Annotated in this window: 13 protein-coding genes and 1 tRNA gene; 9 read left to right on the plus strand and 5 right to left on the minus strand. The window is 66.8% G+C overall.

Annotated features, from left to right (window positions below):
* Positions 1-219: 219 nt before the first annotated feature.
* Positions 220-690, minus strand: a complete 471-nt coding sequence (locus OG782_RS16525; protein ID WP_406451664.1) for a RidA family protein — start codon at positions 688-690, stop codon at positions 220-222.
* A complete protein-coding gene (locus OG782_RS16530; protein WP_003991873.1) occupies positions 690-848 on the minus strand; it encodes a DUF4177 domain-containing protein in 159 nt (52 codons plus the stop codon). Before OG782_RS16530 ends, OG782_RS16525 begins: the two co-directional genes overlap by 1 nt.
* Before the next feature lie 82 nt (positions 849-930).
* On the opposite strand from OG782_RS16530, the gene OG782_RS16535 reads away from it, so the two are divergent.
* Positions 931-1,920, plus strand: a complete 990-nt coding sequence (locus tag OG782_RS16535) for an ArsA family ATPase (RefSeq protein ID WP_406451666.1) — start codon at positions 931-933, stop codon at positions 1,918-1,920.
* A complete protein-coding gene (locus OG782_RS16540; protein ID WP_406451668.1) occupies positions 1,917-3,377 on the plus strand; it encodes an ArsA family ATPase in 1,461 nt (486 codons plus the stop codon). Before OG782_RS16535 ends, OG782_RS16540 begins: the two co-directional genes overlap by 4 nt.
* A 30-nt stretch (positions 3,378-3,407) precedes the next feature.
* Here the strand turns inward: OG782_RS16540 and OG782_RS16545 are convergent, their stop codons facing one another.
* Complete coding sequence (locus OG782_RS16545; protein ID WP_018551136.1) at positions 3,408-3,758, minus strand: WhiB family transcriptional regulator; 351 nt, start codon at positions 3,756-3,758, stop codon at positions 3,408-3,410.
* 399 nt (positions 3,759-4,157) lie between these two features.
* On the opposite strand from OG782_RS16545, the gene OG782_RS16550 reads away from it, so the two are divergent.
* A complete protein-coding gene (locus OG782_RS16550) occupies positions 4,158-6,395 on the plus strand; it encodes a transglycosylase domain-containing protein (RefSeq protein WP_406451670.1) in 2,238 nt (745 codons plus the stop codon).
* 85 nt (positions 6,396-6,480) lie between these two features.
* Here OG782_RS16550 and OG782_RS16555 read toward each other — a convergent pair whose 3' ends face one another.
* The gene (locus OG782_RS16555) at positions 6,481-6,945 is read right to left on the minus strand and encodes a GatB/YqeY domain-containing protein (protein WP_406451672.1); all 465 of its coding nucleotides are present in this window, start codon (positions 6,943-6,945) and stop codon (positions 6,481-6,483) included.
* A 79-nt stretch (positions 6,946-7,024) separates the two neighbouring features.
* Between OG782_RS16555 and OG782_RS16560 the strand changes: the two genes are divergently transcribed.
* The 3 genes from OG782_RS16560 to OG782_RS16570 all read left to right on the plus strand — a co-directional run bounded on the left by OG782_RS16560 (position 7,025) and on the right by OG782_RS16570 (position 9,151).
* Positions 7,025-7,966 (plus strand): metallophosphoesterase, encoded by a 942-nt coding sequence (locus tag OG782_RS16560; protein WP_406451673.1) that lies wholly within the window; start codon positions 7,025-7,027, stop codon positions 7,964-7,966.
* A 140-nt stretch (positions 7,967-8,106) separates the two neighbouring features.
* Positions 8,107-8,180 (plus strand) — tRNA-Pro (locus tag OG782_RS16565).
* A gap of 308 nt (positions 8,181-8,488) precedes the next feature.
* The gene (locus OG782_RS16570; RefSeq protein ID WP_406451675.1) at positions 8,489-9,151 is read left to right on the plus strand and encodes a hypothetical protein; all 663 of its coding nucleotides are present in this window, start codon (positions 8,489-8,491) and stop codon (positions 9,149-9,151) included.
* Positions 9,152-9,377: 226 nt separating this feature from the next.
* Here OG782_RS16570 and OG782_RS16575 read toward each other — a convergent pair whose 3' ends face one another.
* Positions 9,378-9,593, minus strand: coding sequence for a KTSC domain-containing protein (locus OG782_RS16575; RefSeq protein WP_406451677.1), 216 nt, complete (start codon positions 9,591-9,593; stop codon positions 9,378-9,380).
* Positions 9,594-10,045: 452 nt separating this feature from the next.
* Here OG782_RS16575 and OG782_RS16580 point away from each other — a divergent pair, with 452 nt between their 5' ends.
* The 3 genes from OG782_RS16580 (at position 10,046) to OG782_RS16590 (ending at position 13,193) form a co-directional block, all read left to right on the plus strand.
* Positions 10,046-11,035, plus strand: a complete 990-nt coding sequence (locus OG782_RS16580; protein WP_406451679.1) for a hypothetical protein — start codon at positions 10,046-10,048, stop codon at positions 11,033-11,035.
* 61 nt (positions 11,036-11,096) lie between these two features.
* A protein-coding gene (locus OG782_RS16585) for an IS3 family transposase (RefSeq protein WP_406451681.1) occupies positions 11,097-12,259 on the plus strand; the annotation gives its coding sequence in 2 pieces (ribosomal slippage) (positions 11,097-11,381 and positions 11,384-12,259; 1,161 coding nt in all).
* 169 nt (positions 12,260-12,428) lie between these two features.
* Positions 12,429-13,193, plus strand: coding sequence for a TOPRIM nucleotidyl transferase/hydrolase domain-containing protein (locus OG782_RS16590; protein WP_406451683.1), 765 nt, complete (start codon positions 12,429-12,431; stop codon positions 13,191-13,193).
* The last annotated feature ends 192 nt before the right edge of the window (positions 13,194-13,385 follow it).

Raw genomic sequence — 13,385 nt, forward strand, 5'->3', positions numbered from 1 at the left:
TTCGAGGGCCGCGGTGATCCGTACATGCCCCGTACACAGATGATCCCGCCCGGTCGTCATGACCGGACGGGATCCCTTGAGAACCGGCAGAGGAACACCGGCAGAGGTACCGGCAGAGGAACACCGGCAGAGGTACCGGTGGCTGAACACCGGCAGAGGTACCGGTGGCTGAACACCGGCAGCGGTACCGGTGGCTGAACCGGCAGCGGTACGGCGGGCTCAGACCCCGGTCAGCTCGACCTGGACCTCGACCTCGACCGGCGCGTCCAGCGGCAGCACGGCGACGCCCACAGCGCTGCGGGCGTGCACACCCTTGTCGCCCAGCACCGCGCCGAGCAGCTCGCTGGCGCCGTTGATCACGGCCGGCTGGCCGGTGAAGTCGGTGGCCGAGGCGACGAAGCCGACGACCTTCACGACACGTGCGATCCGGTCCAGGTCGCCCGCGACCGACTTCACGGCGGCGAGCGCGTTGAGCGCGCAGGTCTTCGCCAGCTCCTTGGCCTCGTCGGGCGTGACCTCCGCGCCGACCTTGCCGGTGACGGCGAGCTTGCCGCCCACCATCGGCAGCTGGCCCGAGGTGTACACGTACACCCCGGACTGCACGGCCGGCTGGTACGAGGCCAGCGGCGGCACGACGTCCGGCAGGGCAAGTCCGAGCTCGGCGAGCTTCGCCTCGACGGCGCCCGCCACTACTGCTTCTCCCGCTTCAGGTAGGCCACGAGCTGCTCGGGGTTGTTCGGGCCGGGAACGACCTGGACCAGCTCCCAGCCGTCCTCGCCCCAGGTGTCCAGAATCTGCTTGGTCGCGTGCACGAGAAGGGGCACGGTCGCGTATTCCCACTTGGTCATGGCCCGACTGTAATGCCTGTGTAATCCCTGGCACGCGCAGCCTCGTGCGTAGCCTGCGGTGCGACTGGTTAGGCTCGAATACGTGAGCAGGTTCCAGGTCGTCAGCGGCAAGGGCGGTACCGGTAAGACCACGGTCGCCGCCGCCCTCGCGCTCGCCCTCGCGACCGAGGGCAGGCGCACCCTCCTCGTCGAGGTCGAGGGCAGACAGGGCATCGCCCAGCTCTTCGAGGCGGAGTCCCTCCCCTACGAGGAGCGCAAGATCGCCGTCGCACCGGGCGGCGGCGAGGTGTACGCGCTCGCGATCGACGCCGAGCGCGCCCTCCTCGACTACCTCCAGATGTTCTACAAGCTCGGCAGCGCGGGCCGGGCGCTCAAGAAGCTCGGCGCGATCGACTTCGCCACCACGATCGCGCCCGGCGTCCGGGACGTCCTGCTGACCGGAAAGGCGTGCGAGGCGGTACGCCGCAAGGACAAGCAGAACCGGTTCGTCTACGACTACGTGATCATGGACGCCCCGCCGACCGGCCGCATCACCCGCTTCCTCAACGTGAACGACGAGGTGGCCGGGCTGGCCCGGATCGGCCCGATACACAATCAGGCGCAGGCCGTGATGCGGGTGCTGAAGTCCCCGGAGACCGCGGTGCACCTGGTGACCCTGCTGGAGGAGATGCCGGTCCAGGAGACCGCGGACGGCATCGCGGAGCTGCGGGCCGCCGATCTGCCGGTGGGCCGGGTCATCGTGAACATGGTGCGGCCGCACCTCCTGGACGAGGACGCCCTGCGCACCACCGTCGTCGGCCGTCGCAAGGAGATCGCCAAGACGCTGACGCGTGCCGGTGTGACCGGCTCCGCCGGGCTCGTGCGCCCGCTGGTCGAGCAGGCCGCCGAACACGCCCAGCGGGTCGCGCTGGAGCGTGAGCAGCGCGCCGTGCTGGCGGGCCTCGGACTGCCGGGGTACGAGCTTCCGCTGATCGGCGAGGGGGTGGACCCCGCAGGGCTGTACGAACTGGCGATCGGGCTCCGTCAGCAGGGTGTGGGCGAAGGGGCGTCGGGACGAGGGGCGGGCACATGACGGCGGACGCGGGGACGGGCTCGGGAGCGGGCCCGGACACAGGCACAACAGCGAGAACGGGGACGGGGACGGACGCCGGGACGGACGCGGGCACGGCAGCAGGCACGGGCCCGGAGGCTTCCGCCCCCGCCCTGGATACCGATGCCCTGATCGACGACCCGGACATCCGGATCGTCGTGTGCTGCGGTTCGGGCGGTGTCGGCAAGACGACGACCGCCGCGGCGCTCGCCGTACGGGCGGCCGAACGCGGCCGCAAGGTCGTCGTCCTCACCATCGACCCGGCCCGCAGGCTCGCCCAGTCCATGGGCATCGACTCGCTGGACAACACTCCTCGCCGGGTGAAGGGCATCGAGGCCCGGGGCACCGGTGAGCTGCACGCCATGATGCTCGACATGAAGCGGACCTTCGACGAGATCGTCGAGGCGCACGCGGACGGCGAGCGGGCCCGCGCGATCCTGGAGAACCCCTTCTACCAGTCCCTGTCGGCCGGCTTCGCGGGCACGCAGGAGTACATGGCGATGGAGAAGCTCGGCCAGCTGCGGGCGCGCGAGGAGTGGGATCTGATCGTCGTCGACACCCCGCCTTCGCGCTCCGCGCTGGACTTCCTGGACGCGCCGAAGAGGCTCGGCTCGTTCCTGGACGGGAAGTTCATCAAGCTGCTGATGGCGCCGGCGAAGATGGGCGGCCGGGCGGGGATGAAGTTCCTCAACGTGGGCATGTCGATGATGACCGGGACGCTCGGCAAGCTGCTCGGCGGACAGTTCCTTCGTGATGTGCAGACCTTCGTCGCCGCGATGGACACCATGTTCGGCGGCTTCCGCACCCGCGCCGACGCCACGTACAAACTGCTCCAGGCGCCCGGCACGGCGTTCCTGGTCGTCGCGACACCCGAGCGGGACGCGCTCCGTGAGGCGGCGTATTTCGTGGAGCGCCTGGCCGCGGAGGACATGCCCCTGGCGGGCCTGGTCCTCAACCGGGTCCACGGCAGTGACGCCGCCCGGCTCTCCGCCGAGCGCGCGCTGGCCGGCGCAGAAAATCTTGAGGGCGACCGCATTGTGGATCAGGGGGCCGGGAAGGCTGGACTTCGTGAGCCCGCCGAATCCCCCGCGGCCGGTTCCGCACACACCACGGACACCGTTGGAGCCGCCACTCCCGAACCTTCCGGGCATGCCTCGGAGCCCAAGCCCGCCGACGCTTCCGTCGAGGCCCCCGACGCCGGCACCCGTACGGACGATGTGACCGTCGAACAGCTGACGGCGGCTCTGCTGCGTCTGCATGCCGAACGGATGCAGGTGGTCGCGCGCGAAAAGCGCACACGCGACCGATTCACCGCGCTGCATCCCGAGGTGGCCGTGACCGCGGTGGCCGCACTGCCCGGAGATGTCCATGACCTCGCAGGGCTGCGAGCCATCGGGGACCGGCTCGCGACCGGTTCCTCCCCGGCCGGAGCTGCGTAGTCACCCCGTCGTCCGTCCTGCCGCCCGGGGCTACCCCACGGCGGCGAACGTCTCGTGCAGTTCGTCGTCCTCCAGCCCGATCGCCACGGGCAGGATGCCCGTGGACCGCTCGTACTCGCTGCGCGCGGTCTCCAGCAGCCGGCGCCAGGACGTGACGGTCGGGCGCCGGCGCAGCAGTGCGCGGCGCTCCCGTTCCGTCATTCCGCCCCACACGCCGAATTCGACGCGATTGTCCAGCGCATCGGCCAGGCACTCGGTCCGCACCGGGCATCCGGTGCACACCGCCTTGGCCCTGTTCTGCGCTGCCCCTTGTACGAACAGTTCATCCGGATCGGTAGTGCGGCAGGCTGCCTGCGCACTCCAGTCGGTTACCCAGCCCATCCCGGCGCCGTCCTCTCCCGAATCGAGGCTCCCCCACGGCGACAGCGGCATATTCACCGCTGCCAGTTGAGGACGTTACGGAAGGTGGCGACAGCACAACACCCCCTTCGGGCCCAATCTTGAATGGCCCGAACGGACTATGCGTATGCGGCAGATCACCCAGGGGAGTGAGGTGAGGACATGGGCGACTATCTCTGCAAAATCGGGACAGTTCACCAGGGTCACAACGGGACGTTCAATGACACACGAGGCGAATTCGGGGGCGCCTGAACTCGTGGCCGGGTCGCGCACAGGGTCATGCAGGGGGGTTGATACGAAACCGGACTGCTGTGACAGTTGAGAGCAGCTTAGGCCAAGGCATATACGTGTGTCCGGCGAATGAGAACGTAGGCTGCCCCCATGCCAAAGAAGCGCTCGGGCGGGGGTCTCACGACGACCCAGCAGGCCGCCAAGTTCCTCGGTGTCGCCGCACTCTCCGGAGTGGTCCTGGCGGGCATCGCGCTGCCGGCCGCCGGAGCTCTGGGCCTCGCCGCGAAGGGAACGGTCGACGGGTTCGACGAGATCCCGGCCAATCTGAAGACTCCGCCGCTGAGCCAGCGCACCACGATCCTGGACAACCAGGGCGGCGCGATCGCCACGGTCTACTCGCGCGACCGCACCGTGGTGCCGCTGAAGAGCATCTCCCCGTACATGCAGAAGGCGATCATCGCGATCGAGGACGCCCGGTTCTACCAGCATGGAGCCGTCGACCTCAAGGGCATCCTGCGCGCGATGAACCGCAACGTACAGGCGGGCGGGACCGCGCAGGGCGCGTCGACCCTCACCCAGCAGTACGTGAAGAACGTCTTCGTCGAGGAGGCCGGGGACGACCCGGCCAAGGTCGCCGAGGCCACCCAGCAGACGCTGGGCCGCAAGGTGCAGGAGCTGAAGTACGCGATCCAGGTCGAGGAAGAGCTCGGCAAGAAGAAGATCCTGGAGAACTACCTCAACATCACCTTCTTCGGCCAGCAGGCGTACGGCGTCGAGGCTGCCTCCCAGCGGTACTTCTCCAAGTCCGCGAAGGACCTGAAGGTGGAGGAGGCCGCGCTGCTGGCCGGCATCGTGCAGTCGCCCAGCCGCTACGACCCCGTCAACGACACGGAGGAGGCGACCAAGCGTCGCAACACCGTGCTCCAGCGGATGGCCGACGTCGGCGACATCTCGCAGGCCGAGGCGGACAAGGCCAAGAACACCCCGATCAAGCTGAAGGTCAAGCGGCCGCAGAACGGCTGCATCACCGCGGTGAACGGGTCCGGCTTCTTCTGCGACTACGTACGGCAGATCGTCACGGGCGACCCGGCGTTCGGCAAGACCGCGAAGGACCGCGCCAAGCTCTGGGCGGTCGGCGGGCTCACCATCAAGACGACCCTGGACCCGCGGTCGCAGGCCGCTTCCAACGAGGCCGCCACCTCCCGGGTCAACGAGAGCGACAAGGTCGCCGCCGCGGTCGTGCAGGTGAAGCCCGGCAGCGGCCAGATCACGGCGATGGCCCAGTCCCGCCCGTACGGACTGGACATCTCCAAGCACCAGACCGTGCTGAACCTCGCCGTCGACCACAAGATGGGCGGCACCAACTACGGCTTCCAGGTGGGATCGACCTTCAAGCCGATCACCGCCGCGGCCGCGCTGGAGAAGGGCATCAGCCCGGCCCAGAGCTTCACCACGGACCACAAGATCACCCTGCCCGGCAACAGCTTCCTCACCTGCGAGAACCAGCCCGCGGACACCATCCCGTGGGACGTGCAGAACGAGCTGGAGACGGAGAAGGGCACGTTCGACATGACCAGCGCGCTGGGCAAGTCGATCAACACCTACTTCGCCAAGCTGGAGCAGAAGGCCGGCCTCTGCGAGACGCTCTCGATGGCGGACAAGGTCGGCTACATCCGCGGCAACAACAAGCCGCTGCAGCAGGTCCCCTCCACCACCCTCGGCGGCCAGGAGTCGACGCCGCTGGCGATGGCCTCGGTGTACGCGTCCTTCGCCAACCGCGGCACGTACTGCTCCCCGGTCGCGATCCTCTCGGTGACCAAGCCGGACGGAAAGCAGATCGACGTACCGAAGTCGAAGTGCAGCCGGGCCATGAGCGAGCACACGGCGGACACCATCAACCAGATGCTCAAGGGTGTCGTGGAGGACGGCACCGGTACGGCGGCCGGTCTCAGTGACCGTGACAACGCGGGCAAGACCGGTACGACCGACGAGCGCAAGAACGCCTGGTTCGTCGGCTACACGCCGAACCTGTCCACGGCGGTGTGGGTCGGCAGCGACGGCGCCCGGCAGATCCCGATGAGCAACATCAACATCGGCGGCCAGTACTACGAGGACGTCTGTGGTGGCTGTCTGCCGGGTCCGATCTGGCGGACGGCGATGACCGGCTCCCTGAACGCCTCCGAGACCCCGGCCTTCAACCCGGTCTCCGTACCGCGGGCGAAGCCGAAGGAGGACAAGGACAAGGGCCGGGACAAGAACAAGCCGGGCGACGACAACAAGCCCGGCGACGACAGTCCCTTCCCCGGCATCAGCATTCCGCCGGACCTGATCGGCGGCAACGACGGCCATGGCCGCGGCCAGAACGACGGCGGGACGAACGGTCCCTGACCTGCGCATACACCAGACATGACGGTGGGGCGCCCCCGATCCGGGGGCGCCCCACCGTCATGTCCGCCGGCTGTACGGACCGGCCTCAGCCCGCGAGGAGCTTCTTCACCGTGGCGGCCACCCGGCCGCCCTCGGCGCGCCCCGCGACCTTCGGGTTGACGATCTTCATGACGGCGCCCATCGCACGCGGCCCCTCGGCCCCGGCGGCCTTCGCCTCGTCGACGGCGGAGGCCACGATCGCGGTCAGCTCGTCGTCGCTCAGCTGCTGCGGGAGGTAGGCGTCGAGCAGCTCGCCCTCCTTCTTCTCCCGCTCGGCCTGCTCGGTCCGGCCGCCCTTGGCAAAGGCCTCGGCCGCCTCGCGGCGCTTCTTGGCCTCCCTGGCGATCACCTTCTCCACCTCGTCGTCGGAGAGTTCGCGGGCCGTCTTGCCGCTGACCTCCTCCTTGGTGATCGCGGTGAGGGTCAGCCGGAGCGTGGACGAGGTCAGCTCGTCACGCGCCTTCATGGCCGTGGTGAGGTCTTCCTTGAGCTTGGACTTGAGCGTGGTCATGGGGTGATTGTGGCAGGTACGAGGTGCCCGCCGCCCGCCGGTTTTCCTGTGGGCACGCGCCGTCTGCGACGATGGGCGCATGCGCGCACGCTACGGAGTACCCCTGAAAATCACGGCGGTCACCGCCGCGGCCGGCGCCGTCGGCCTCGCCTACGCGGCCGGATTCGAGGCCCGCTCGTTCCGTCTGCGAAGGGTCACCGTCCCGGTACTCCCGCACGGGGCACGCCCGTTGCGCGTTCTGCAGGTCTCCGACGTCCACATGGTCGGCGGCCAGCGCAAGAAGCGCGCCTGGCTGCAGTCGCTGGCCGGGCTGCGCCCGGACTTCGTCGTGAACACCGGCGACAACCTCTCCGACCCCCAGGCCGTACCGGAGCTGCTCGACGCGCTCGGCCCGCTGATGGAGTTCCCGGGCGTGTACGTCTTCGGCTCCAACGACTACTACGGCCCCAAGCTCCGCAACCCCGCCCGCTACCTCATCGAAAAGGCCGCGGGCAAGCACGGCCTCAACGGAAACGCGCCGGCGGTCGGCGTCGTCCACAACCCGTGGGAACCGATGCGCGACGCCTTCGACGAGGCGGGCTGGCTGAACCTGTCCAACACCCGCGGCCGCCTCAAGCTCGACGGCCTGGAGCTCGCCTTCACGGGCCTCGACGACCCGCACATCCGGCGCGACCGCTACGCGGAGGTCTCGGGCGGTCCCGAGACGGGCGCCGACCTCTCCATCGGCGTGGTCCACGCCCCCTACCTGCGCTCCCTCGACGCCTTCACCGCGGACGGCTACCCGCTGATCCTGGCCGGCCACACCCACGGCGGCCAGGTCTGCGTCCCCTTCTACGGAGCACTGGTCACCAACTGCGACCTGGACACGGACCGCGCCAAGGGCCTGTCCTCCCACTCCGCCGACGGCAACCGGGCCTACCTCCACGTCTCGGCCGGCTGCGGCACCAACCGCTACACCCCGATCCGCATCGCCTGCCCTCCGGAGGCGACCCTGCTGACCCTGACGCCCCGGGACGCGTGACCGCCCGCCACCCACCGCCCTCGCCCCGTCCGGTCCCGCCGCGCCCTGCCTCGCCTCGCCTCCGATCGGCAGAAAGCGGATTTCGTCTCCGGGCGCCGGTGGGCTAAAGTAATCGATGTCGCCGGGAGACCGGCGGCGATCGGGGTGTAGCGCAGCTTGGCAGCGCGCTTCGTTCGGGACGAAGAGGTCGTGGGTTCAAATCCCGCCACCCCGACAGCCGTAAGACCAGGTCAGGGGCCTGATCCACTAAGTGGATCAGGCCCCTGAGTGGTTTCCGGGGGCCTCTTGGGAGCCGTTTGGGAGCCGAGTCGGGAATCCGGCTCCCCGAGCAAGGGCCTGAGCCTGGACCACGCGGCAGAACACCTGGCTTGTGGCCAGTTTCACAGCTACCGTCGCCCTCACGATTTCTTCGTCGCCTGGGGGAAGTATGGGCCGGACCCATCGCAAAGGTGCAGGGTGCAGCTGGCTGGCAGAGCGATGACCTCCGGACCGAGCAGTACATCTGCGCTCATCGCCGGGCAGGTGCCACTCATCGAAGTCATGGCAGAGCTCCATCAGGAACGGCCAGTGTTCCACTCCGAAGCGGACCTGCAACACAGCTTCGCGCGAGCGCTGTGGAGGTTGGCTCCCACGATCGAGTCCAGGCTGGAAGTGAGCCAACACGTACCGGATACGCCCCACCGTGAACATCTCGATCTGCTGTGTATCGGCCCCTCGGCTCGTACAGCAATCGAGTTCAAGTACTTCAAGGCCAGGTGGGCCGGGGCCGTCGGGCCGCTGAAAGAGGAGTACGTATTGACATCTCACGCGGCCACTGATCGCGGCCGACTGGGCTTCGTGTCCGACATCGCCAGGCTTGAGCGCTTCGCTGACCGACCCGGTCAAAATGGCCTGGCGCTTCTCGTCACCAATGAAAGATCGCTGTGGATGGTGCCACCGCCCCACGCGAATCAGAAGACTCGGGACCACGACTTCCGCATCCACGAAGGACGCACGCTCGCCGGCGAACTCCTCTGGGCCGATGGCAACTACAAACGGAATGCCCGGACATTGCGGGGCAACTATCACCTCAGCTGGCAGCCATACTCAGAACAAGACGGACGTCGGGGTGAATTCCGATACCTGGCCGTCTTCACCAAGTCTGGATCACTCGACCAGGAGCAGGGCACCTCTGTAAGACGTTGAGAACCGATGCCACGAGTTCGCCCCCCGGCCGAACGGCTCAGGGCACGGCCCAGCACAAGAAGCACGCACCGCCTCTGTCCCCAGCCAACGATTAGCTTGTCCGCGGGGTGTGAGCTCTACCGGGCACCACCTGAGGCAGGATCACAGCTCGGACCCAAGCCCTGCCCGTCGCGGCATCTCATGTACGCACCGGGGGAGCCACTGGCTTGCACCTGCACGAACGATCTCACGCAACCTTCGTGGCCGGGTATCCAGCCTTCTTGACGAAGGTGTCAAGATACGCTCCCTTGCTGAAGGCATTCACTAGTCCGCTGTACACCGATTCTGGAACTCCGGCGTACTGATAGATCCTCCCGTTCCTGAACTGAACCTCGAGCATGCTGATCTGTCTGTCATAGCCGACAGAATCCAGATTGGATGAAACGACAGGTGTGCGCAGCACAGAAACCCCTTCGAATCGAACATCTTGCCGTTTGCGTGAAGCAGGCGAGCCTGCCCTGCTCGTTCACCTCGGTATAGCTGGCAGCCTACGACTCTCGGAGCCTGAGGTATCTCTACCTTGACGAAACTCCATGATCGGTGCCGATGCGCCGAGTTGGCCACACTCCTCGAACTGACCGCCTCCCTGGCATCGGCAGTGGGAAGGACGTGCCAAATGTTCTCAGGATCTCGCGGCCATGGGGATTCGCCACCGTAGGCACACCCCCGATGTCATCGGGCCAAGTTCCCGTCGTGAGGGAACGGCCGTTTCGCCCAGGGGAGCCCGCGCCGGATCGGCAACGTCCTAGGATGGTGCATCCGAGACGCCTGGTGCCCTGTGTCACTGGCGTCCCATCAGTTGGCTGCACTGCCAAGGCAGTTGGCGGCACGAGGGCGTGGAGCGGGCGACCAGTAGTGCACCTGAACAACTATTCAGCGAGCGGCTTTCGGTCGTTGCAGGATGTGTCCGACATCCCAGTGAGCAAGCCAACCATCCTGGCCGGCCATAACGACGGCGGTAAGAGCGCGCTGTTGAATGCCCTCGGCTTCCTTGTCGGCGATCACACCGTGGTTGACGCGGACCGAAGCTACCTCGTTGGCGTAGATCCTGACGAAGAAGGTGCTCTTGAGCGCTGCAACGAGACAGTGGTGGAGGGCGAGTTCACACTCGATGAGTGGGAGCAGCAGGAGTTCGACCTGCCATCACAGGTACGCCTACGACGACGCGTCGACGCCGATCTCGCACCGTCGTTGGAGCTCTGGGACGCACTACCAGACGACGACCGGCTGACGAATCTAGCTCGCTACCAGTTGCAGGACCTGAAGGACCTCGCGGCCACCCTTGGGATCAAGCCCTTCGTGCCGAAACCCAGGAAGGCCGATTACGAGAAGTGCCTGCGTGATTACGGCCGCGAGCACTCTGAAGCCTCCGGCTGGTCGTCGGCTCCTACTGGGTTGCAGCGGCGCATGCCCAGGGTGCTGGTCTTCGACGGAAAGGCTGCTCGCCCTGACGACGCCGTCAAGACGGCGCTCATCGGCAAGTTCCAAGCACACATGTCAGACCCTGATCTACAGGGCAAACTGCAGGCCGTCGAAGACGACGTCAAGGAAAGCCTGCGCATCGACGCCAAGTCTCTGTGCGATCACATCAAGGAACGCTGTCCGGATCTTGCCGAGGTCTTCGTCGAACCCGACGTCTCGTTCCAGCACGGGTTTCGCGGGGCTCCACTGCACATCGCTCGCGTCAGCGGCGAGTCGGTCGGTCTGGACCGTTCGGGACTGGGTAGCAACCGCAGAGTATCGCTCGCCGTGTGGGAATGGACTAGCGAACTTCTAGCGGAGGAGGAAGCCGAAGCAGCCGATCTGGCTACGTCCACAGACGCCGAGTTGGGGCCGCGGGTCTGATGCACGATCGGGTGACATCTGAACTGGCTTGCCCTGTAGGGCAGGTGGGAAGGATGTCGCTGTGCCCAAGCCTTATCCGGAAGAGTTCCGCGAGGATGTCGTGCGGGTCGCGAGGAACCGCGGCCCGGGCGTGACGGTCGAGCAGGTGGCCGCCGACTTCGGAGTCCACGCGATGACGCTGTGGAAGTGGATGCGCCGGGCGGACGTCGACGCCGGGGCGAAGCCCGGTTCGACCGGCCAGGAGAGCACGGAACTGCGCGAAGCACGGCGGCGGATCAAGCTGCTGGAGCAGGAGAACGAGGTCCTGCGCCGGGCTGCGGCCTACCTGTCGCAGGCGTATCTGCCGGGAAAAGGATCTACCCGCTCGTGAGGGAGCTGGCCGTGGACGGGGTTCCCGTCACGGTCGCGTGCCGGGTCCTGAAGCTCGCCAGACAGCCCTACTATCGCTGGCTCGACAAGCCGGTGACCGACGCTGCGGTCGAGGAGGCGTATCGCTCAAACGCGTTGTTCGACGCCCACCGCGAGGACCCGGAGTTCGGTTACCGCTTCCTGGCCGACGAAGCACGAGTCACGGGAGCCGGCATGGCGGACCGGACCGCGTGGCGGATCTGCCGGGACAACCGCTGGTGGAGTGTGTTCGGCAAAAAGCGCGGCAGGGTCAAGAAGGCCGGTCCGCCGGTGCACGAGGACCTCGTCCGCCGCGACTTCACCGCTGATGGCCCGAACAGGCTCTGGCTCACCGACATCACCGAACATCCCACAGCGGAAGGGAAGCTGTATCTCTGCGCGGTCAAGGACGTCTTCAGCAAGAGGATCGTGGGCTACTCGATCGACGAGCGGATGAAGTCCCGGCTGGCCGTCGCCGCCCTGGACAACGCTGTTGCCCGGCGTGACAGTGTCGCCGGGTGTGTCCTGCACAGCGATCGCGGGTCGCAGTTCCGGTCCCGGAAATTCGTCCGCGCACTCGGCCACCACCAGCTCGTCGGCTCGATAGGACGGGTCGGCGCGGCCGGCGACAACGCAGCCATGGAGTCCTTCTTCAGCCTGCTGCAGAAGAACGTCCTCGACCGCCGCACGTGGGCCACCCGCCAGGAACTGCGGATCGCCATCGTGACCTGGATCGAGAAGACCTACCACCGGCGCCGTCGACAAGCCGCACTCGGCCGACTGACCCCCGTCGAATTCGAAACCGTCATGACCACACCGGCCCTCCAGGCCGCGTGACTGAACCTGTCACCCAACCCTGCATCAGACCCCGCTGCCAGTACAAACCATCGTCGTCTACGACGAGCCAGACACTCACCTGGACTACCACCACCAACGCAAGGTAATGCAGCTGATTCAGAGCCAGGCTGCCCTTCCACACGTCAGCGTCATGGTCGCTACCCACTCCATGAACCTGATCGACGGAGTCGACATCTCTGACGTTGTCCACCTCAAACTGGAGAACCACCGGACCGTCACCGAGCGGATCGGAGCAGCCGAGGTCGGCCAGGCCATCGATCTCCACCTAGGCAAAATTGCGGCGGCCCTGGGCCTGCGCAATTCAGTTCTCCTGCACGAACGATGCTTCCTAGCTGTAGAGGGAGACACCGAGCAGCGGGCCTTCCCGCTGCTCTTCCGTCTGTGTGAGGGGCTCTCCCTGCAGGCAGCCGGTGTCGCCCTATGGGCCTGCTTCAACAACGAGGGGGCCCTGCATCTCGCGCGCTACCTGGTCAAGCACGAGCGCGCCTTCATGCTGGTAGTCGATGCCGATAGCAGGAACCTACCCAAGAGCATCTTCAAGGAGCCCAAGCTCCGGGAACACTTCGGACCGAATGTCGCCGACTACGTGAAGTTCATCGGTGAGACAGCTGACGACGGATCCGACGATGTACCCGAACTTGAGGCACTCTTCCCCGACGACCTGTGGGTGGCCATCGCGAACGAGGTGTGGCCCAAGAACGAAGAAGAGTGGACTGCAGCTGATTTTGCGGAGCTAAGGGGCGCGAAGAAGTTCAGCGAGGCCGTCGAGGAAATGTTGCAGACTGGCAGCGATATCGGTCCTGGAGGGAAGCCGGACATGATGTACAGGTTCGCTTTGGCCCTAAAGGATCGCCAGCAGGTCCCTGACCAGCTCCGCAAGGTGTTCGCTGACGTCAGGAAGCTAGCCGCGTAGGAGGCTCTGCCGGGCCCGATCCCATGGACCCGGCAGCACGGCGCCGTCGTGCAAGCATCCGCTCCTTGCGTTGCTCCAACGTCGGGGCCTCCCACTTGTGCCACCCGACTGGTGGCTTCCAGCGTTGCATGTGCTCACGCTCGTTCACACCGCACCAGCGACATCCACTGGGCTCTGGAAAGAGCGAGTCAG

This window comes from Streptomyces sp. NBC_00876 (assembly GCF_045207435.1).
Lineage (GTDB): Bacteria > Actinomycetota > Actinomycetes > Streptomycetales > Streptomycetaceae > Streptomyces.

Coding starts and splice junctions, on each gene's coding strand:
- OG782_RS16545 (WP_018551136.1), bottom strand. CDS start 3,758: ATGGGCTGGGTAACCGACTGGAGTGCGCAGGCAGCCTGCCGCACTACC.
- OG782_RS16530 (WP_003991873.1), bottom strand. CDS start 848: ATGACCAAGTGGGAATACGCGACCGTGCCCCTTCTCGTGCACGCGACC.
- OG782_RS16560 (WP_406451673.1), top strand. CDS start 7,025: ATGCGCGCACGCTACGGAGTACCCCTGAAAATCACGGCGGTCACCGCC.
- OG782_RS16540 (WP_406451668.1), top strand. CDS start 1,917: ATGACGGCGGACGCGGGGACGGGCTCGGGAGCGGGCCCGGACACAGGC.
- OG782_RS16590 (WP_406451683.1), top strand. CDS start 12,429: ATGAACCTGATCGACGGAGTCGACATCTCTGACGTTGTCCACCTCAAA.
- OG782_RS16555 (WP_406451672.1), bottom strand. CDS start 6,945: ATGACCACGCTCAAGTCCAAGCTCAAGGAAGACCTCACCACGGCCATG.
- OG782_RS16550 (WP_406451670.1), top strand. CDS start 4,158: ATGCCAAAGAAGCGCTCGGGCGGGGGTCTCACGACGACCCAGCAGGCC.